A 17,707-nucleotide genomic window follows, 5' to 3' on the forward strand; every position below is an offset into this window, starting at 1 on the left:
AGCCATGCCCGACCTGCCGCCGCCCGGCGAGAAGATCTTCCCGCGCAACCTCACCGCCCGCGCCGACCACATCGTGCGGGGCAACCCGTCCGGCACCCGCCCCGAGAGCGGGGTCGACAACTGCTTCCCCGGGCTGGAGTTCGACCAGCGCAACATGGACAAGCGGTTCCTCCCGGGACTCGTGGTGGACTTCCACCGCGGCGAGGGATCGCGGGTGCTGGAGATCACCGGGGGAGTGCCCGAGGCCGAGGGCCTCACCAACGCCGACCTCCCCGCCGAACGCCCGCTGTACGTCTGGGCGGTGTGCGGGCGCACCACCGTGGACCAGACCGACGGGCAGGTCGCCCCGGTGGACTGCCGCGGCGCGTCCGGACTTCTGGCCTGGCGTGCCGTGCACGACCTGCTGCCCGGCCCGATCGCCGTCCTCATCGGCCCCGGCCCCGGCGACCCGTCCACCGGGTCGACCGCCGTCGCCGCGCTCGACCAGCAGTGGGCAGCCGGCGACAGCTTCGTCCTGCGCGGCCCGAACGGCCGCGTCAGGCTGGCCGTCCTGGTCGCCGACCGGGCCGAGTACCTCACCGAGGACGGGGTGATCGACCCGCGGGCCTACGAACCCGGGGACCTCACCCGCAGCATGTGCGCACCCTGGCAGTACGACTTCCGCGACTGCATGTGCTTCTACTGGGCCTCCTCCAAGCCCGACGTCACCAGCAGCGCGGACGGCAGCGTCCCGCAGATGAACTTCCTGCGCGCCGACCGTACGCCCGTGCCCGACCTGGACAACGACGACAGCCCGCCCAACCAGGAAGGCCCGCGCAGAAGAAGCGAGTTCACCTACTCGGGCCTCATCCAGGACTGGAACGTCCTGCCCGTCGTGCTCAACGACCGCGAGGACGACAGCATCGGGCTCGTCGAGCCCCCGCCGGTGACCCTGCTGGACCGGCCGCAGGTGATCGACAAGCTCAGGACCCTGGCCACCGTCGAGCACGCGCTGTGCATGGAGTACCTCTACGCGCACTACTCGCTCAACGCCCCGAGGGAACTGCCCGCCACACCCCAGCCCAGCCGGCTCACCCGGGCCGTGCACCGGGCGGGCCAGGAGGTGTTCCAGGTGGCCGTCGACGAGATGCGCCATCTGCGCTGGGTCAACGAGGCACTGGGCACCCTCGGACAGCAGCCGGTCGTCGGCCGCGCCGCCGAGATCATGCGCGGCGGAGAGACCCACACCGTCGAGCGGCGCCTGCTCACCGCCGAGCAGTTGCAGTGGTTCATCGACGTCGAGTCGCCGAGCCAGGATCAGGGCACGGGCGTCGACGGCATGTACGTCCAACTGCACCAGAGCCTCGTGCGGCAGAAGGACCTGTTCCCCGAGCACGACCGGCTCTCCCACCTCATCAAGCTCATCATCGACGAGGGAGGCGACCACTTCCGCCGCTTCACCGCGGTCAAACGGCACCTGTCGCCATTCACGCCCGCCCAGTACCTGCGGCCCCTCGGCGCGGGCGACGGCAGCCCTCTGCAGACCCAGCTGCTGACCCTCAGCGACCAGTACTACGCGCTGCTGCTCGGGCTGCTGAACAGCACCTTCGCCCTGCAGGACCGGGCCGGCGGCGTCCTGATCGAACAGTCCCGGGTCACCATGGAGAACCTGCACCAGATCAACCACATGCTGGCCGCCCGCGACGTCGGGCCACGCTTCACGCTGCCCGCCGCCTTCGCGCAGCCGGCGGCCCTCGGGGCGGCCGACGGACAGGTCGCCCGGTCCGCCGCGCTCGCCGCGATCGAGGCACAGCAGGAGATCCGTGCCCTCGCCGACCTGCCGACGCGGCGGATCATCATCGCCCAGCAGACCCAGACCGAGTCCATGCTCTCCCTGCTCGACGCATGACACCGTCCGCGGTCGCGGTCACCGGGTCCGGACTGGCCGAACTGACCTGCGCCCGGCTCCTCGCCGGGCGCGGTCACCGCGTCCGCCTCGCCCCCGAGGCTCCCGCGGCGGCGGCAGGCCCCCGGCCACTGCTGCTCAACGGGCCCACCCTGGAACTGCTTCGGTCCCTGTGGGGCGACGGGCTGCTCGACGGCACCTGGGGGCTGACCGAACGCGAGGTGGTCTGGGGTGCCGCGGCACCGGCCCGCTTCCCGCAACCCGCCGTCGTCGTGGAGGGCGTGCGGCTGGCCGCCCGGATACGGGCCCGGCTCGAAGCCCGCACGCCCCCGCCGGGCCGCACCGAGTGGACCGTGACGGCCCGGCCCCCCGACGAATCCCACCGCACCCACGGGCGGCGCACCCTGCTGGCCGGGACCGCGCCGCTCGCCGCCGGCCAGGACCAGCGCACCGCCCGACTGGCCACCGCCCGGCTGGGCTGGGTGCATCTGACGCCCCTCGGAGACGGACAGTGCCTGGCACAGGCCATGGTGCCCGGTCCCGCCGCCGAACCCGCCGCACTGCTGGCCCGGCTGCTCGACGAGAGCGGACTGGGCCACGTACCGCGGCAGCCGCCGGACGCGGCCGTCGCCGTCCCCGCGGCCCCGCGCCTGCATCCGGCTCCGGCCAGGCCGCCGTCCGACGGAACCGGCGGAGTGCTGACCGTCGGAGCCGGCGCCCTGCGCTGCGATCCGCTCAGCGGCACCGGCACCGCCCAGGCCCTGCGCACCGGCATTCTCGCCGCCGCCGTCATCGACGCGGCGTCCAAGGGCACTCCGGCCGACGCCCTGTGCGCCCACTACGCCGAGCGCCTGCGGGCCGCCTTCCACGAGCATCTGCGCAGCTGCGCCCTGCTGTACGCCCCTGCCTTCCCGGACCCGGCCTGGCGGGACGAGATCGCCGCCGCGAGACCGGGCGAGCCGGTCCACCGCGCCGCCGTGCCGACCACGGCCGTGTCGCCCGTGGCGATCACCGGGGCGATCACCGAGACCAGGCCGCCCGGATGACGGGCGCGCGTTGCAGCCGTCGAGGCGAGCCGTCAGGAGGCCGCCTCCTCATCGTCCTGCCACAGCCCCCGGGCCTCCAGCATCTCGATGAGGTGGTCGGCGCTGTCCAGGATGTGCTGCTCCATGAGCGAGCGGGCCATCCGGGCGCTGCCCCGGCGCAGGGCCTCGACGATCAGCGGGTGCTCCTCGCGGGTCGCGGCCGCGCGGCCCTCGATGGACACGTAGAAGTGGTTCGGAAGGTGCCGGACCACCGAGCGCAGCAGCAGGGCGAGGCGCTGGGAGTCGGCGGCGAGGTTGATCAGACGGTGGAAGGCGTGGCCGTGCTCGACCATGGCCTCCTCGTCGGCGGCCTCGGTGGCCTCCTCCTGCTGCTTGACGATCCGCTCCAGCTGGTCGAGCTGCTCGGGGGTGATCTGCTTGGCCGCGCGGGCGGCCAGCTCGCCGCCGAGCTGGGCCTGGACCCAGAACAGGTCGCGCACGTCCTGCCGGGAGAACGGGGTGACCACGAATCCCCGGCGCGGGACCAGCTCGATGAAGCCCTCGCTGCTGAGCGCCAGCAGGCCTTCGCGGACCGGGGTGTTGCTCACGCCGACCGCCTCGGCGATCGGCTCCATGCGCAGGAACTCACCGGGCCTGACCTGACCGGAGATGATCAGCTCACGGACGTAGCCGGCCACCTCCTCGGAGAGCTGCAGTCGCCTGGGGTCCCGGTCGCGCGCCATGTGTATCCCGTTTCCCGATGTCCGGCCGACAGTTGCGTTGATCAAACATCATATAACTTCGGCTGTCGCCGTCACCTGCCCTCGGTCCCGGATTCACCGGGCGGGGACGTTGCCGCGGACGCCTTGAGGGCGTGCACCACCCGCCGGTGCACCCGGGAGAGTGCCTCGGTGTCCGTCATGCCTTTCCGGTGGAAACCACCGATCACGCATCATATAAAAAATATCCATGGTGGGGAGAGGTCTGCGGACGTACCGTGAAATTCGGGGCAGTGGAGGTGGGAAGGAGCGAGATGGGCGGGTCCACCACCGGTGAAGCGGGCCCGGGGGTACCGCTCACGGCCGTCGCGACAGCTCTGCTTGACGCCCGCGGCACGGTCGTGCGCTGGTCGGCCGCGGCTGCCGCGCTGATCGGCCGGCCCGCCGACGAGGTCTGCGGCCGGCGCTTTCGCGCCCTGCTGGACGCCCCCGGCGAGGACGATCTCCCGACGGCGGGCCCCGTACGCCTGCGGCACCGCAACGGCGGCCGGGTCGACGTCATCCTCCGGCCCGTGCCCCAGGAGCCCTCCACCGACATCCTGGTCCTCCTCGCCCCCGCGAGTGCCGAGACGGGCGGGGGCGCGGGGACGGAGGCGGACGACTCGGAGGCCTTCCCGGGCGGCGGGAGCGTCCAGCGCCGCTCCCGCCGCGAACGGGACCTGCTGCACGCGGCGGCCACCCGGATCGGCGGCTCGCTGGACGCGGCCCGCACCGCCCAGGACCTGGTGAACGTCCTCGTCCCCGCCCTGGGAGACCTCGCGAGCGTCGAACTCGCCGACGGCGTCCTGGAGGGCAACGAACCGCCGAGGATCGCCGGCACCGGAAGCCTGCACCTGCGCCGGACCGCCGTGGCCGCGGTCGGCGGGATCTGGCCGGCCCACCTCACCCAGCCGGGCCAGACCATCCCCCCGGTGCTCTCCACCAGCGAACTGCGCGACGTCCAGCACGGCCGGGCCGCCGTCTTCTCCCGGGACAAGGTGGCCGCCCTCTTCGACTCACCCGAGCAGCACCGGCTGGCCATCCCCGAGCGCGGCCACTCCGCCCTCTGGGCGCCCCTCTTCGCCCGTGGCCTGGTCCTCGGCACCATCGCCGTCTGGCGCACCGACCAGCTCGACGAGTTCGACCACGTGGACGCCGACCTGCTGACGGAGATCGCCTCACGGGCCGCGCTCAGCGTCGACAACGCCCGCCGCTACACCCGCGAACACCGCTCGGTGCTCGCCCTCCAGCAGCGGCTGCTGCCCGAGCCGACCACCGACGCGCCCGCGGCCGAGACACACGGCCTGTATCTGCCCACCCGCAGCGGGGCCGGGATCAGCGGCGACTGGTACGACGTCATCCCGCTGCCCTCGCTGCGCGTCGCCCTGGTCGTCGGGGACGTCGCGGGCCACGGCCTGTACGCCACCGCCACCATGGGCCGGCTGCGCACCGCCGTCCGCACGCTCGCGGACCTCGAACTCGATCCCACCGAGCTGCTCACCCACCTGGACGACCTGGTGCAGCAGTTCGGCAAGGAGGCCGACCCGGCGGGCCCGTTCGTCGCCACCTGCCTGTACGCCGTCTACGACCCGATCACCCGGCGCTGTTCGCTGGCCAGCGCCGGGCACCCGCCACCGGTCGTGACCCGGCCCGACGGCACCACCGAGGCGATCGAGGTCACGCCCGGACCGCCCCTCGGCGTGGGAGGCATGCCCTTCGAGTCGACGACCGTCGATCTCGCGCCCGACAGCGTCCTGGCCCTCTACACCGACGGCCTGATCGAACGTCACGACACCTACGGCGACGGCGGGCTGCGCTGGCTGATAAACACCCTCGCCGACTCCTGCCGCCCCGGCCACCCCCTGGAGGACGCGGGCCGGGCGCTGCTCGCCGACCTGGACGGCGCGCCGCCGCGCGACGACATCGCCGTGCTGCTGGCCCGCACCCGTGTCGTCGCCGCGGAGCACATGGCGAGCTGGGAGTTCCCGGCCGAGCCGAGCGTGGTGTCCACCGCCCGCCGGGTCGCCACCGAGCAGCTGGCCACCTGGGGCCTGGAGGACATGGCCTTCACCACGGAGCTGATCATCAGTGAGCTGGTCACCAACGCCGTCCGCTACGCCGGTGGCCCCGTGGGCCTGCGGCTCATCCGCGAGAACGCGCTGATCTGCGAGGTCACCGACCCGAGCAACACCCAGCCGCGACTGCGCCGGGCCCGCTGGAGCGACGAGGGCGGGCGCGGTCTGTTCCTCATCGCCCAGCTCGCCCGCCGCTGGGGCAGCCGCTACGGCCGCCACGGCAAGACCATCTGGACCGAGCAGCCCCTGGCCCCGGCGGAGTTCGATCCCATGACCCTGCTGTGAGACCGCCGGTCAGGGAATCCACGAGACTGTCGGTACCGCGACTCTCGAATACGGTACTCAGTACCATTGCGTGGGGCGAGTAGTCCCGGTCCGTGAGATCACGAGAGGATGGGCGGTCATGAGCAAGCCACCCGCACGGATCCGCCTGGCCGACGCCGCCCTGGCGCTCTTCGACGAGCGCGGCTACGAGCAGACCACCGTCGACGACATCGCCGAGCGCGCCGGAGTCGGACGTACGACCTTCTTCCGGCACTACGGGTCCAAGGAAGCGGTGATCTTCCCCGACCACGACCGGCTGCTCGACCTCATCCGCGACCGGCTGGCCACCTCCAGCCACAGCACCGCCCTGGTCGCCGTCTCGGACGCGGTCCGGCTGGTGCTGCTGCACTACATCGACGAGGGCGATCTCGCCCGCCGCCGGTACGCGCTGACCAGCAAGGTCGCCGTGCTGCGCGACCGGGAGATCGCCAGCGTGGCGCGCTATCAGCGGCTCTTCAGGGAGTTCATCGCCGAGTGGATGGGCGACCCGACCGCGCGGGCCTCGCTGCGCGCCGAGCTGATGGCGGCCTCCGTCGTCGCTGCGCACAACCATGTGCTGCGGCGTTGGCTGCGCGGTGAGTCCGCCGACCCGGTCACGGAGATCGACGAGGCGATGCGCGAGGTGCTCGACCTGTTCCCGGCGCCCTCGGCGGGCGCGGGCGCCCTCGACGGCGGCACCACCGTGATCGCCTTCCGCTCCGGGCAGGACCTGGACGCGCTGCTGCCGTCACTGAGACGTGTCATGGAGGGCCCGCCCGGCCCCTGACACTCACCGGCGCGGCCGTCGGGGACCTCACCCCGCGGCCGTCGGGGACCTCACACGTTTCCGTCCCTTGTCGCGTCGCTGCGGGGCGTGTGAACGTCGAGAGCACGACGCTCCGAGGCCACCACCGCACCTGTCGTGGACCGGGCCGTGTTCCGGAGCCGAGCAGACAGCGACGCGCTCAGCTTCGCCGGACACGACCGCCTCACCTACGGCGCCCTGCGGGAGACCTCGCTGCGCCACGCCCGAGCGCTGCGCGACCTGGGGCTGGGCAGGGGAGACCGGCTGGGCCTGGCGGCGCGCTTCAGCGGAGGCACCCCCGAGGGGCGGGCCGTGCGATGACCGCGCTGGAGCCCATGGGCCGTCTCGGCAGACCCGAGGAGATCGCCGACGCCGTGCTCTGGCCGGCCTCCGACGCCGCGTCCTTCGTCACCGGCCACTGCCTGGCGGTCGAGGGCGGCTGGCTCGCCCGCTGACGGCCCGGAGCCGGGTGCTTCACAGACTCGCCGAGTGGTCCGGGACGTAGGTCTGCAGATCGCGCGGCGGGCGCTCGTACCCGGTGGACGACGGCCGCTGCGGCAGCTCCAGCACGGGCGGCGGGATGTCCTTGTACGGTACCGAGTCCAGCAGATGGGCGATCATGTTGAGGCGGGCGCGGCGCTTGTCGTCGCTCTCCACCAGGTACCAGGGGGCCTCGCTGATGTCGGTGTGGACCATCATCTCGTCCTTGGCGCGGGAGTAGGCCTCCCAACGGGTGATCGACTCCAGGTCCATGGGGGAGAGCTTCCAGCGGCGCAGCGGATCCTCCAGGCGGCGGCGGAAGCGGTCCTGCTGTTCGGCGTCGCTGACGGAGAACCAGTACTTGCGCAGCAGGATGCCGTCCTCCACGAGCATCCGCTCGAAGATCGGGCACTGGTGCAGAAAGCGCTGGTGCTCCTCCTTGGTGCAGAAGCCCATCACATGCTCGACACCGGCCCGGTTGTACCAGGACCGGTCGAACAGCACGATCTCCCCGGCGGCCGGGAGATGTTCGACGTAGCGCTGGAAGTACCACTGGCTCCGCTGCCGTTCGGTCGGCTTGGGCAGGGCGGCGATCCGGGCGACGCGCGGGTTGAGGTGCTCGGTGACGCGCTTGATCGTGCCGCCCTTGCCGGCCGCGTCCCGGCCCTCGAAGACCACGACCAGCCGCGCGCCCTCGGCCCGCACCCACTCCTGGAGCCGCACCAACTCGGTCTGCAGCCGCAGAAGTTCGGAGTAGTACGTCTTACGGTTCAGCTTCGCCGTCCCGCTCGCCGTCTTCTTGTCGCCCATGCGCCGCTCCCCGGCCGGTCGGACACCAGGACGCCACCGTACGTCACGCCGGACTGGGATGCCGTACGGCGGTGTCGGGCCTGGTGAGATGTGAGGTGAACCAGTCCCGGGCCAGGGAGGACACCGCGGCGAGGGTGCCGGGCTCGGTGAACAGGTGGGTGGCGCCGGGGACGACGGCGAGCCGGTGCTCGCAGTGCATCCGGTCCGCGGCGAGCCGGTTGAGGCTGAGCACCTGGGTGTCCAGGCTCCCGACCACCAGCAGCGTGGGCGCGCGGACCCGCGCGAGGACGGCGGTGGAGGCGAGGTCGGGGCGGCCGCCCCGGGAGACGATCGCCAGGACGTCGTCGTCGGCGGCGGCCTCCAGGCACGCGGCCGCCCCGGTGCTGGCCCCGAAGTAGGACACGGGCAGCCCGGTCTCGCGGCGCAGCCAGTCCGCGGCGGCCCGCAGCCGGCGGGCCAGCAGCACGGTGTCGAAGACGTTGCCCCGGTCGTTCTCCTCGTCCTCGGTGAGCAGGTCCAGCAGCAGGGTGCCCAGGCCCGCGCGGTTGAGCTCGGCGGCGACGTACTGGTTGCGGGGGCTGTGCCGGCTGCTGCCGCTGCCGTGCGCGAACGCCACCACGGCCGGGGCGCCGCCTGGCAGGGCGAACCGGGCGGCGAGCCGCATCCCGTCCGCGGGGACCTCCACCTCGGGATCGGGCGGCAGGCCGTCGGCGTCCGGCGCCGGACGGATGGCGCGGGCGAGCAGCGCGCCGACCTCCGCGTCGCCGGTCTGTTCGAAGTCGCGGTACCAGGCGCCGACCGAGCCGAACACGCTCGGTGTCTCCAGGCACACCAGCTCGTCGGCGGCCTCGCGCAGCCGCGCCGGGATGCGGTCGGGGGCCACCGGGACGGCCAGCACGATCCGGGCCGCGCCCTGTCCGCGCACCACCTGGCAGGCGACCGTCGCGGAGGCCCCGGTGGCCAGGCCGTCGTCCACGACGACGACCGTGCGGCCGCTCAGCGGGGCGGGCGGGCGTCCGGCGCGGTACGCGGTGACGCGTCGTACGAGTTCGGCGCGTTCGCGTTGCTCGACCTCGGCCTGCTCCTGCGGGGTCACCCTGGTCGCGTTCAGGACGTCTTCGTTGAGGACGCGGACGCCGCCCTCGCCGATCGCGCCGAAGGCGAGCTCCGGCTGCCAGGGAACCCCGAGCTTGCGGACGACGAGGACGTCGAGCGGTGCGTGCAGACAGCGGGCCACCTGGTAGGCGACCGGGATGCCGCCGCGCGGCAGGCCGAGCACGACCACGTCCGTGCCGCGCAGGCCCTCCAGGGCGTCCGCGAGCCGCAGTCCGGCGTCCACACGGTTCTCGAAGCGCATGTGGCACCTTCCTCGCGGTGTCGTCGGCCGGTCAGGTGGCTGCCCTGTCCGTCAGCCGGTCATGTGGCCGCCCCAGCGTGGGCCGACCAGCTCCCACTCACGGTCCCACCGGTCCATGCGCCGCTTGTCCATCCGCCACCGGGTGACGGCCGCGGCACCGAGCGCCGTGCCGGCGAAGGCCACGGACGCGGCAGTGCCGAGGAGTCCGGCCTCGACGGAGGCCTCGGCCCGGGTGGGCGGCGCGGCGGCGAGCGTGCCCTGGGTGTCCTGCCAGACCACGACCTGGGAGCCGGTCCTGTGCCCGGCGTCCACGAGGGCGATCCCGGTGCGTGCGGAGCCGTCCGGCGCGGTCCACCGGACCTTCGCCCTGACCTGGTCGGAGACGGTGCCGGCCCGTGGCGCGTCGGACGGCGCGCCGCCAATCACCACGGCCTGGACGGCGGTGCGCTCGGCGCGCTGCCGGGCGAACGTGGCGTCCGCGGCGCGGGCCGTGACGACCCCGGCGACGATCCCGCCGACGAGGGCGACCAGCCATACCGCGAGCAGGATCCAGCCCTCGACGACGTCGTCGTGCCGCCGCAGCGGGTTGTTCCGCCACCGCCACAGCCACTGAGTTGACTTCCTGCTGTCGCGCATCGGTTCGCACCTCCCTAACAGGGTCACACCGCGGGCGCGGCGGGGCCACCTCTGGGGGCCGGAGCCGTCGTGGGGTCCCCGCCCGGACGGGGTCGGTCACCCCACGCGTCACGCCCTGACCGGTCCGGAGAGCTGCACGATGTCGTCCGCGGCCACGTCGTGCAGCCGGATGGCGAGGTCCTCCAGGGCCCGGCTGGCGGCGAGTTCGTCGCCGATCTCGGGGACGGGCCGGTCGAGCGGGCTGCGCCGGGCCGTGCCCCGGCCGGTGACGGTGTCGGTCTCACCCGTGCCGCCGGTGTCGCCCGTGGTCAGGACGGCTCGTGCCCGTGTGTCGTCGCCGTCCTCGGTGATGTAGATCTGCACGTTCCACTGCTTGTCCGGCATCGCGATCACTCCCGTGCGGAATTCGCCCCTTCATACAGCCTGCGCCCCGCCGACGGCCCGGTCCAGCCACCCGAACGGAGGACTTGCGCGCCCCGCGTCCCCGGTGCTTAGACTATTCGTACAGCGGCTGGACTGTCAGTCCAGGCAGGAGAGGGAAGCGGAAGAGGGGGCGTGAAGGGGAGTGGACGCATGACCGCCGAAGAGGATCTGGAGCGCGAGCGGGACGCGGTCATCGCCGCGTTCACCCCGGTCGTGGCCGGGATCGCCGCGACCTTCGGACCCGTCTGCGAAGCGGTGCTGCACGACTACCGGCGGCCGGAGGAGTCCGTGGTCGCCGTTGCCGGTTCGGTGACCGGGCGCGCGGTCGGCGGGGCGATGAGCGAGATCGGCCTGCGCGCACTGGCCGGCGGTGACGAAGCGGCCGACGAGCTCAACTACCTCACGCGCACCCGCGACGGACAGCTGGTGAAGTCGTCCACCGTGCTGCTGCGCGACTCCACCGGCGCGGTCTTCGGCGCCCTCTGCCTCAACCTGGACGTCGGTGTGGTCTCCCAGGCCCATGCCCTGCTCGGCGCGCTCGCCGGGCTGGGCGGCACCCCGTCGGCCGGCCTGCCCGTGACCACCTTCGGCAACGACATCGACTCGGTGGTGGACGCGATGGTCGACAGCCACCAGCTCCACCGGCACCAGAACTGGGCCGGGCTGGACCGCGCCGGACGCCTGGAACTGTTCCGCGGCCTGGACGAGCAAGGTGTCTTCGCCGTACGCCGGTCCGTCGAGCAGGTCGCCACCCGCCTCGGCATCTCCCGCGCCTCCGCCTACCACTACCTGTCCCAGGCCAGAGCCTCGGGCCCGGACGGCCCCGGACCCGGCCCGACCCCGAACGGAGACCGCCCGTGACGGCCACCGCCCCCGTCGTGACCCTTGAGGACGTCCGCGCCGCCGCCGCCCGGATCGAGGGGGTCGCCCACCGCACCCCCGTGCTGCGCTCGCGCACCCTCGACGCCCTGGTGGGCGGCGAGGTCTTCCTGAAGTGCGAGAACTTCCAGCGGGTGGGCGCGTTCAAGTTCCGCGGCGCCTACCACGCGGCCTCCCGGCTCACCCCGGAGCGGCTCGCCCGGGGCATCGCCGCCTACTCCTCCGGCAACCACGCCCAGGCCGTGGCGCTCGCCGCCCGCGAGCTGGGCACCACCGCGGTGATCGTCATGCCCGAGGACGCACCCCGCTCCAAGCGGGCGGCGACCGAGGGCTACGGCGCCGAGATCGTCACCTACGACCGCTACACCGGCGACCGGGTCGCCCTCGCCGAGGCGCTCGCGGCGGAGCGCGGCCTGACGCTGATCCCGCCCTACGAGCATCCGGACGTCATCGCAGGGCAGGGCACGGCGGCGCTGGAACTGCTCTCGGAGACGGGCGAGTTGGACACACTGGTGGTGCCGGTCGGGGGCGGCGGGCTGATCGCCGGCAGCGCCACCGCGGCCAAGGGCCTGCAGCCAGGCATACGCGTCGTCGGCGTGGAGCCGGAGGCGGGGGACGACACCAAGCGGTCCCTTGAGGCGGGCCGGCGCGTCAGTATCCCGGTGCCGCACACCATCGCCGACGGACAGGCCCTGCACACGCCCGGCGAGCTGACGTTCTCCGTCAACCGGCGGCTGGTCGACGGCATCGCGCTGGTGAGCGACGACGAGATCCGGGCGGCGATGCGGTTCGCCTTCGAGCGGCTGAAGATCGTGCTGGAGCCGAGTGGCGCGACCCCGCTGGCCGCCCTGCTGGCGGGCCGCGCCGCCGGACCGTCCCGCCGCACCGGCCTCATCCTCTCCGGCGGCAACATCGACGCCGACCGCTTCGCGGAGCTGTGCGCCGGGGGAGGGCGGTAGGGGAGCAGGAGTGAGCGGGCGGGTGAGGGGCGCCGGCGGGCCGATGACGGCCGGTCGTCCGGCAGCGGCCGGGTCACTCGAATGGCGGCCCCCACCTTGACGGGCGGACGATGAGAGGTAGGGCCCGGCCCGCACCGGAGTCCGTTCCCGGCCCGGGAGCGGCAGGCGGGGACCGGACCCGGCCGTCCGGGACGGCCGGAAAGGAGGAGCGTCATGCTGGAAGTGAAGGCGCTCGACAAACCGGACGAGCAGCGTGAGTTTCCCAGTGGCCACCTCGAAGCGGTCCACCTCACCGGGTGCGACTTCTCCGTGGCCACCTTCGAGCCGGGCTGGCGCTGGTCCGAGTCCGTCGGACCGATCGCGGGCACCAAGACCTGCCAGATGAACCACAACGGCTATGTGGTCCAGGGCAGGATCCACATCCTCATGGACGACGGCAGCGAGACCGAGGCCGGCCCGGGCGATGTGTTCGTGTGCTCGCCGGGGCACGACGCCTGGGTCGTCGGAGACGAGGCCTGCGTCGCCTTCGACTTCGAGGGCCAGACGGCCAAGGAGTTCGCGAAGAAGCAGGGGAGCTGACGGCACAGGAGGACCGGGTGTGCGCCCGCCCGGCGGCACACCGCCTTGCACCGTGGAAACCGATCGGTTTACTCTGACGACGTCGGTAAACCGATCGGTTTCCGCCGTGTCCGTGCCCTCGCGCGCCCGCCCCCGGGTGCGCCCGCACCCGGGAGAGACTCATGACGACGATCGAAGGCGCCACCGCCCTGGTCACCGGCGGCAGCCGCGGCATCGGCCGCGCCCTTGTGGCCGCGCTGTACGAGCGTGGAGCGAAGAAGGTGTACGCCACCGCCCGCGACCCGCGCACCGTGACCCATCCCGACGCCGTGCCCCTCGCGCTGGAGGTGAGCGACCCCGCGTCCGTGGCGGCGGCCGCCGAACAGGCCCAGGACGTCACGATCCTGATCAACAACGCGGGCGCGGCGGTGAACGCCTCCTACCTCGACGCTCCCGTGGACGACGTACGCCGCGAGTTCGAGACGAACTTCTACGGTCCGCTCCTGGTCACCCGCGCCTTCGTGCCCGTCGTCGAGCGCAACGGCGGCGGCCATCTCCTCAACGTCCACTCCGTGCTGTCCTGGGTGGCTCTCGGCGGTTCCTACAGCGCCTCCAAGGCCGCCCTGTGGTCGCAGACCAACTCCCTGCGCCTGGATCTCAAGCCGCGCGGCATCGAGGTCACCGGCCTGCACGTCGGGTACGTCGACACCGACATGACCGCCGGCGTCGACGCGCCCAAGTCCACCCCCGAGAGCGTGGCCGCCCAGGCCCTGGACGGCATCGCGGCGAACGCCCCCGAGGTGCTGGCCGACGAGCTGACCCGGCAGGTCAAGGCCGGTCTGTCCGCCGACCTCACCGCGCTGTACCCGCAGCTCGCCGCCTGAACGGCCGGGAGCCCCGGGACGCCGGGCTTCAGACCGGCAGCAGCTTGCCGACGATCTCGCCCAACTGCCGGGTGGTGACATCCGACGGGGCCGTCACACGGCGTCCAGGTCGAGCTTGGCGGCCGCCTTCAGCAGGTCGTCCTGGTGCTTGAGGACCACGCCCAGGGTGTCCCGTACGACGGTCTCGTCCAAGGTGTCGGCGCCCAGCGCGAGCAGCGTCCGCGCCCAGTCGATGGTCTCGGCGACCGACGGCACCTTCCTGAGGTCCATGGCGCGCAGCGCGCCCGCCACCCGCACCACGGACGCCGCCAGTGCCTCCTCCAGCTCGGGCACCTTCAGCCGTACGATGCGCCGCTCCAGCTCCTCCTCGGGGAAGCCGATGTGCAGGAACAGACAGCGGCGGCGCAGGGCCTCCGACAGTTCGCGGCTGGCGTTGGAGGTGAGCACGACGAACGGGCGGCGGGTCGCGCGGACCGTGCCCAGTTCGGGGACGGTCACCTGGAAGTCGCTGAGCACCTCCAGGAGCAGGCCCTCCACCTCGACGTCGGCCTTGTCGGTCTCGTCGATCAGCAGGACCTTGGGGTCGTCGCCGCGGATCGCGGTCAGCAGGGGCCGGGGGAGCAGGAACTCCTCGCTGAAGATGTCCGTGCGGGTCTCGTCCCAGGACTCGTCGCGGCCCGCGCTGATCCGCAGCAGCTGCTTGGCGTGGTTCCACTCGTACAGCGCGCGGGCCTCGTCCACGCCCTCGTAGCACTGGAGCCGGACCAGCCTGGCGTCCGAGACGGCCGCCACGGCCTTGGCGAGTTCGGTCTTGCCGGTGCCCGCCGGGCCCTCGACGAGCAGCGGTTTGCCGAGCCGGTCGGCGAGGAACACGGCCGTGGCCACGGCGGGGGAGGCGAGGTATCCCGCCTCGGCGAGGCGTGCGGAGACGTCGTCGACGGAAGTGAACAACCGGGCCTCCGGCGGTCATGGGCGTACGGGGTTCTGAACTTCTATCTAAGCGCTTGTTCAGTGCTCGTGTCACCAGGTTCCCTGGCGCCCGGCCGTGCGAGGGATGCGGCACCCCGCGTACACCGATCGGTTTCCGTACCGTCCGGCCGCGCGGTAGCCTCGCCGTATGACCACGGACAAGGCCTCTCCCCGGGACCGGCTGCTGGACGCCGCGGGTGCGCTCTCCTACCGTGACGGCGTCTCCGTCGGCGTCGACGCGCTGTGCAAGGAGGCCGGAGTCTCCAAGCGGTCGATGTACCAGCTCTTCGGCGGCAAGGGCGAGGTCCTCGCCGCGAGCCTGGAGCGGCGTCTGCCCGGCTACGAGCAGCGGTTGCGGCCCCCCGCGGAGGAGGCCGGCACACCGCGCGAGCGCATCCTGTACGTCTTCGGGCAACTGGCGAAGGCCTCCGCCGAACCCGGCTACCACGGCTGCCCCTACCTCGCCGCCCTGGTCGAGCTGAAGGATCCCGCCCATCCGGCGAGTCAGGTGGCCGGCGCGGCGAAGGAACGGCTGCTCGCCGCCTTCCGCGCCGAGGCCGAGCGCGGCGGAGCCCGCGACGCGAACCTGCTCGCCCGCCAGCTCGTCCTGGTCTTCGACGGCGCGAGCGCCCGCGCCGGAGCGGGCGTGGAGAACCTTCAGGACGGCCTGGCCGCCGTGACGGCCGCCGCCCTGCTGGACGCGGCCGGGGTCGGGGCCGGCCAGGGACTGTAGCCCGGATCGGGCCGCCGTGAGGGAGGGCACGTCCTCCAGTCCCGAGCGGTGGCCCCCGGCTCACGCCCCGTCGCGGTCGAGGGCCGTGCAGACGCAGACCCGGTTGCCGTCCGGGTCGGCCAGGACCGTGTACGAGGGGGCCTTGGCGGCGTTCACGACGGTGCCGCCCGCCGCGACGGCCGCCTCGATGCGCGCGTCGGCCACCTCGGGCGCGAGCCACACGTCGAGGTGCCAGCGCTGGCGGGGCGTCTCGTGCGGGTCGGTGGACTGGAACCACATCACGGGCACCCGGTCGGTGGGGTCGAGAACCTCGTCGCCCCGCGCGTTGCCGGCGTCCCCGGTGAGCAGCGCCGACCAGAACGGTGTCAGCGCCGAGTGGTCGGCTGTGTCGAGCGCGAGTTCGACCTGGGTGACCTCGCCGGGTGCGGCGGTGAGCCCGTGCTCCCGGGCCAGATCGCTGATCGCGCCCGCCAGCTCCAGGTCCGCCGCGGTGACGCCGCGTCTGCCGGTGGCGTCGTCGACCGTGCAGAGCCTCACGTCGACGCCGCCGCGCCCCCAGCGGATCTCCGGCTCCAGCCCGGCGTCCCCCGCCGCCTTCGCCACGGCGGCCACGAAGACGGCCCCCGCCACCCGGTCGACGGGCCGGAAGCGCGCGGCCATCGGCTGGGCCAGCTTCCGCCAGTCACCGAGGCCGGTGTCGATCGCCTTGACGATGTCGCGATTGCTGAGAGTCTCCATGAGGCCATGCTCCCAGTGCGCCCCGGCCACGGCCCGGCGCAACTCCGAGAACCCTCACCGGAACGCCGGCGCGTTCCGCCGCGCCCACTCCTCGTACGACCCCGCGGGCCGGCCCAGCACCCGCTCCACATCGGGGCCGACCCGCCGCTCCGCCTCGTTCGGCTCGGCCAGGATCGACAGCGTCGTCTCGGCGACCAGCTCCGGCATGAACCGTGTCATCAGGGACAGCGCCTGCGCGCGCGACTGCTCCACGAACCGCACCGGCTCCCCCAGGGCGGCACCGATCGCCGCGGCCTGCTGCCGGGGCGTGACCAGGGCCGGGCCGGTCAACTCGTAGACCTGACCGCCGTGTTCGCCCGAGCGGAGCGCCAACGCGGCCACTTCCGCGATGTCGTCCGGGTCGACCACGGGCAGGGCCTTGTCACCGAAGGGCGCGGCGACCGTCCGCGAGGCGCGCACCGACTCCGCCCAGGCGAAGGTGTTGGACGCGAAGCCACCCGGCCGCAGGATCGTCCACTCCAGCCCGGACGCCCGCACGGCCTCCTCGATCGCGTGCGCCACCCGTCCGTGCGACGCCGAGTCCGGCCGTGTCACCACACCCTGCGAGGACAGCAGCACCACCCGCTTGACGCCACCGGCCGCGGCGGCCTCCAACACCGCCGCCGTGGGCAGCAGATGGGCGCTCGGTCCGCCGTTCTGGAGGAACAGCGCGTCCGCGCCGTCGAACACCGGGCGCAGCCCGGCCACGTCCGTCAGATCCGCGGGCCGCGCCAGGACACCGGCCGGCACATCGCCCTGAGCGACCCCGCGCGAGGTCGCGGTCACCCGCTCCCCGGCCGCCACCAGCGCACGCACCAGCGGCCGTCCCACGTTCCCGGTCGCTCCCGTCACCACGATCATGTCCAACTCCCGTGCTGTCAAAGGTGATTGATGGCCACCCACCGGATGAGAACCGCTCCCCGTGGCGCCGGGGACGACGCTAACAGCGCCGATATAGTAGGTACCTAGAGGAAAGTGACTATCTCGAAGGGATGCGCATGGCCGCCGACCCGATGCCGATCGCGCCCGCCGGCGCCGATCCGCAGCTCGCCTGCCCGATCGCCCCGGTCGTGGACATCGTCTTCAGCCGCTGGACCACCCCGATCCTGTGGGTGCTGCACACCTACGGCGTCCAGCGCTTCGTCCAGATCGAACGCCGGATCGCCGGCATCACCCCGAAGGTGCTCACCCAGCGGCTGCGTCAGCTGGAGCGCGACGGACTGGTCGTACGCACCTACCACCCGGAGGTCCCGCCCCGCGTCGAGTACGAGATCAGCGGACTCGGCCGCAGCCTCGCCCCGCTGTTCGCGCACCTCGCGGACTGGACCACGGAGAACCTGCCGAGGGTCGAGCGGGCCCGCCAGGCGTACGACGACGCCGGCCGGTGACCA

At 73.1% G+C, this 17,707-nt stretch carries 20 protein-coding genes; 12 read left to right on the forward strand and 8 right to left on the reverse strand.

The genetic code is table 11. The features are described 5' to 3' along the window. The first annotated feature begins 4 nt into the window (after positions 1 to 4). Positions 5 to 1,888, forward strand: a complete 1,884-nt coding sequence (locus ABZZ79_RS10440; RefSeq protein WP_356688501.1) for a LodA/GoxA family CTQ-dependent oxidase — start codon at positions 5 to 7, stop codon at positions 1,886 to 1,888. Next, complete coding sequence (locus tag ABZZ79_RS10445) at positions 1,885 to 2,931, forward strand: hypothetical protein (protein WP_356688502.1); 1,047 nt, start codon at positions 1,885 to 1,887, stop codon at positions 2,929 to 2,931. The genes ABZZ79_RS10440 and ABZZ79_RS10445 overlap by 4 nt, the downstream gene beginning before the upstream one ends. A gap of 32 nt (positions 2,932 to 2,963) precedes the next feature. On the opposite strand, the gene ABZZ79_RS10450 is transcribed toward ABZZ79_RS10445, so the two are convergent. Continuing rightward, positions 2,964 to 3,653: a GntR family transcriptional regulator gene (locus ABZZ79_RS10450; protein ID WP_356688503.1), complete on the reverse strand. Its 690-nt coding sequence runs from the start codon at positions 3,651 to 3,653 to the stop codon at positions 2,964 to 2,966. 290 nt (positions 3,654 to 3,943) lie between these two features. Here ABZZ79_RS10450 and ABZZ79_RS10455 point away from each other — a divergent pair, with 290 nt between their 5' ends. The 4 genes from ABZZ79_RS10455 to ABZZ79_RS10470 all read left to right on the forward strand — a co-directional run bounded on the left by ABZZ79_RS10455 (position 3,944) and on the right by ABZZ79_RS10470 (position 7,306). Next, complete coding sequence (locus ABZZ79_RS10455; RefSeq protein ID WP_356688504.1) at positions 3,944 to 6,028, forward strand: SpoIIE family protein phosphatase; 2,085 nt, start codon at positions 3,944 to 3,946, stop codon at positions 6,026 to 6,028. Positions 6,029 to 6,146: 118 nt separating this feature from the next. Further along, complete coding sequence (locus ABZZ79_RS10460; protein WP_356688505.1) at positions 6,147 to 6,833, forward strand: TetR/AcrR family transcriptional regulator; 687 nt, start codon at positions 6,147 to 6,149, stop codon at positions 6,831 to 6,833. Positions 6,834 to 6,980: 147 nt separating this feature from the next. Beyond that, positions 6,981 to 7,172 (forward strand): hypothetical protein, encoded by a 192-nt coding sequence (locus ABZZ79_RS10465; RefSeq protein ID WP_356688506.1) that lies wholly within the window; start codon positions 6,981 to 6,983, stop codon positions 7,170 to 7,172. After that, complete coding sequence (locus ABZZ79_RS10470) at positions 7,169 to 7,306, forward strand: SDR family oxidoreductase (protein WP_356688507.1); 138 nt, start codon at positions 7,169 to 7,171, stop codon at positions 7,304 to 7,306. The genes ABZZ79_RS10465 and ABZZ79_RS10470 overlap by 4 nt, the downstream gene beginning before the upstream one ends. A gap of 19 nt (positions 7,307 to 7,325) precedes the next feature. On the opposite strand, the gene ppk2 is transcribed toward ABZZ79_RS10470, so the two are convergent. The 4 genes from ppk2 to ABZZ79_RS10490 form a co-directional block, all read right to left on the reverse strand. Next, positions 7,326 to 8,141, reverse strand: coding sequence for a polyphosphate kinase 2 (gene ppk2, locus ABZZ79_RS10475; RefSeq protein WP_356688508.1), 816 nt, complete (start codon positions 8,139 to 8,141; stop codon positions 7,326 to 7,328). 43 nt (positions 8,142 to 8,184) lie between these two features. Then, complete coding sequence (locus ABZZ79_RS10480; RefSeq protein WP_356688509.1) at positions 8,185 to 9,498, reverse strand: phosphoribosyltransferase; 1,314 nt, start codon at positions 9,496 to 9,498, stop codon at positions 8,185 to 8,187. A 51-nt stretch (positions 9,499 to 9,549) separates the two neighbouring features. Continuing rightward, positions 9,550 to 10,134, reverse strand: coding sequence for a hypothetical protein (locus ABZZ79_RS10485; RefSeq protein ID WP_356688510.1), 585 nt, complete (start codon positions 10,132 to 10,134; stop codon positions 9,550 to 9,552). A 108-nt stretch (positions 10,135 to 10,242) separates the two neighbouring features. Further along, a complete protein-coding gene (locus ABZZ79_RS10490; protein ID WP_356688511.1) occupies positions 10,243 to 10,518 on the reverse strand; it encodes a dsRBD fold-containing protein in 276 nt (91 codons plus the stop codon). A gap of 189 nt (positions 10,519 to 10,707) precedes the next feature. Between ABZZ79_RS10490 and ABZZ79_RS10495 the strand changes: the two genes are divergently transcribed. The 4 genes from ABZZ79_RS10495 (at position 10,708) to ABZZ79_RS10510 (ending at position 13,837) form a co-directional block, all read left to right on the forward strand. Further along, positions 10,708 to 11,418 (forward strand): helix-turn-helix transcriptional regulator, encoded by a 711-nt coding sequence (locus tag ABZZ79_RS10495; protein WP_356688512.1) that lies wholly within the window; start codon positions 10,708 to 10,710, stop codon positions 11,416 to 11,418. Beyond that, entirely contained in the window at positions 11,415 to 12,395 is a 981-nt protein-coding gene (locus tag ABZZ79_RS10500; protein ID WP_356688513.1) for a pyridoxal-phosphate dependent enzyme, read from the forward strand. Before ABZZ79_RS10495 ends, ABZZ79_RS10500 begins: the two co-directional genes overlap by 4 nt. A 213-nt stretch (positions 12,396 to 12,608) precedes the next feature. Continuing rightward, on the forward strand, positions 12,609 to 12,974 hold the full coding sequence (locus ABZZ79_RS10505; protein ID WP_356688514.1) for a cupin domain-containing protein: 366 nt from the start codon (positions 12,609 to 12,611) through the stop codon (positions 12,972 to 12,974). A 161-nt stretch (positions 12,975 to 13,135) separates the two neighbouring features. Then, on the forward strand, positions 13,136 to 13,837 hold the full coding sequence (locus ABZZ79_RS10510; protein WP_356688515.1) for an SDR family oxidoreductase: 702 nt from the start codon (positions 13,136 to 13,138) through the stop codon (positions 13,835 to 13,837). A gap of 93 nt (positions 13,838 to 13,930) precedes the next feature. On the opposite strand, the gene ABZZ79_RS10515 is transcribed toward ABZZ79_RS10510, so the two are convergent. Continuing rightward, on the reverse strand, positions 13,931 to 14,788 hold the full coding sequence (locus ABZZ79_RS10515; RefSeq protein ID WP_356688516.1) for a MoxR family ATPase: 858 nt from the start codon (positions 14,786 to 14,788) through the stop codon (positions 13,931 to 13,933). Positions 14,789 to 14,954: 166 nt separating this feature from the next. Here ABZZ79_RS10515 and ABZZ79_RS10520 point away from each other — a divergent pair, with 166 nt between their 5' ends. Beyond that, positions 14,955 to 15,539, forward strand: a complete 585-nt coding sequence (locus ABZZ79_RS10520) for a TetR/AcrR family transcriptional regulator (RefSeq protein WP_356688517.1) — start codon at positions 14,955 to 14,957, stop codon at positions 15,537 to 15,539. Between the two features lie 60 nt (positions 15,540 to 15,599). On the opposite strand, the gene ABZZ79_RS10525 is transcribed toward ABZZ79_RS10520, so the two are convergent. Both ABZZ79_RS10525 and ABZZ79_RS10530 read right to left on the reverse strand, forming a co-directional pair. Next, entirely contained in the window at positions 15,600 to 16,277 is a 678-nt protein-coding gene (locus tag ABZZ79_RS10525) for a VOC family protein (protein ID WP_356688518.1), read from the reverse strand. 54 nt (positions 16,278 to 16,331) lie between these two features. Further along, positions 16,332 to 17,177, reverse strand: coding sequence for an NAD(P)H-binding protein (locus ABZZ79_RS10530; RefSeq protein WP_356688519.1), 846 nt, complete (start codon positions 17,175 to 17,177; stop codon positions 16,332 to 16,334). 131 nt (positions 17,178 to 17,308) lie between these two features. Here ABZZ79_RS10530 and ABZZ79_RS10535 point away from each other — a divergent pair, with 131 nt between their 5' ends. After that, a complete protein-coding gene (locus tag ABZZ79_RS10535; protein ID WP_356688520.1) occupies positions 17,309 to 17,704 on the forward strand; it encodes a helix-turn-helix domain-containing protein in 396 nt (131 codons plus the stop codon). Positions 17,705 to 17,707 lie beyond the last annotated feature (3 nt).

Origin of the sequence: Streptomyces sp. NPDC006458 (genome assembly GCF_040612135.1) — a bacterium.
In the GTDB taxonomy this organism is placed as follows: Bacteria; Actinomycetota; Actinomycetes; order Streptomycetales; family Streptomycetaceae; genus Streptomyces.

Excerpts from the sequence above, each read along its gene's own strand:
- ABZZ79_RS10445 (WP_356688502.1), top strand. The coding sequence starts at position 1,885 with ATGACACCGTCCGCGGTCGCGGTCACCGGGTCCGGACTGGCCGAACTG.
- ABZZ79_RS10495 (WP_356688512.1), top strand. The coding sequence starts at position 10,708 with ATGACCGCCGAAGAGGATCTGGAGCGCGAGCGGGACGCGGTCATCGCC.
- ABZZ79_RS10535 (WP_356688520.1), top strand. The coding sequence starts at position 17,309 with ATGCGCATGGCCGCCGACCCGATGCCGATCGCGCCCGCCGGCGCCGAT.
- ABZZ79_RS10510 (WP_356688515.1), top strand. The coding sequence starts at position 13,136 with ATGACGACGATCGAAGGCGCCACCGCCCTGGTCACCGGCGGCAGCCGC.
- ABZZ79_RS10440 (WP_356688501.1), top strand. The coding sequence starts at position 5 with ATGCCCGACCTGCCGCCGCCCGGCGAGAAGATCTTCCCGCGCAACCTC.
- ABZZ79_RS10455 (WP_356688504.1), top strand. The coding sequence starts at position 3,944 with ATGGGCGGGTCCACCACCGGTGAAGCGGGCCCGGGGGTACCGCTCACG.
- ABZZ79_RS10505 (WP_356688514.1), top strand. The coding sequence starts at position 12,609 with ATGCTGGAAGTGAAGGCGCTCGACAAACCGGACGAGCAGCGTGAGTTT.
- ABZZ79_RS10490 (WP_356688511.1), bottom strand. The coding sequence starts at position 10,518 with ATGCCGGACAAGCAGTGGAACGTGCAGATCTACATCACCGAGGACGGC.
- ABZZ79_RS10450 (WP_356688503.1), bottom strand. The coding sequence starts at position 3,653 with ATGGCGCGCGACCGGGACCCCAGGCGACTGCAGCTCTCCGAGGAGGTG.
- ABZZ79_RS10470 (WP_356688507.1), top strand. The coding sequence starts at position 7,169 with ATGACCGCGCTGGAGCCCATGGGCCGTCTCGGCAGACCCGAGGAGATC.
- ABZZ79_RS10480 (WP_356688509.1), bottom strand. The coding sequence starts at position 9,498 with ATGCGCTTCGAGAACCGTGTGGACGCCGGACTGCGGCTCGCGGACGCC.
- ABZZ79_RS10460 (WP_356688505.1), top strand. The coding sequence starts at position 6,147 with ATGAGCAAGCCACCCGCACGGATCCGCCTGGCCGACGCCGCCCTGGCG.
- ABZZ79_RS10520 (WP_356688517.1), top strand. The coding sequence starts at position 14,955 with ATGACCACGGACAAGGCCTCTCCCCGGGACCGGCTGCTGGACGCCGCG.
- ABZZ79_RS10530 (WP_356688519.1), bottom strand. The coding sequence starts at position 17,177 with ATGATCGTGGTGACGGGAGCGACCGGGAACGTGGGACGGCCGCTGGTG.
- ppk2 (WP_356688508.1), bottom strand. The coding sequence starts at position 8,141 with ATGGGCGACAAGAAGACGGCGAGCGGGACGGCGAAGCTGAACCGTAAG.
- ABZZ79_RS10485 (WP_356688510.1), bottom strand. The coding sequence starts at position 10,134 with ATGCGCGACAGCAGGAAGTCAACTCAGTGGCTGTGGCGGTGGCGGAAC.
- ABZZ79_RS10525 (WP_356688518.1), bottom strand. The coding sequence starts at position 16,277 with ATGGAGACTCTCAGCAATCGCGACATCGTCAAGGCGATCGACACCGGC.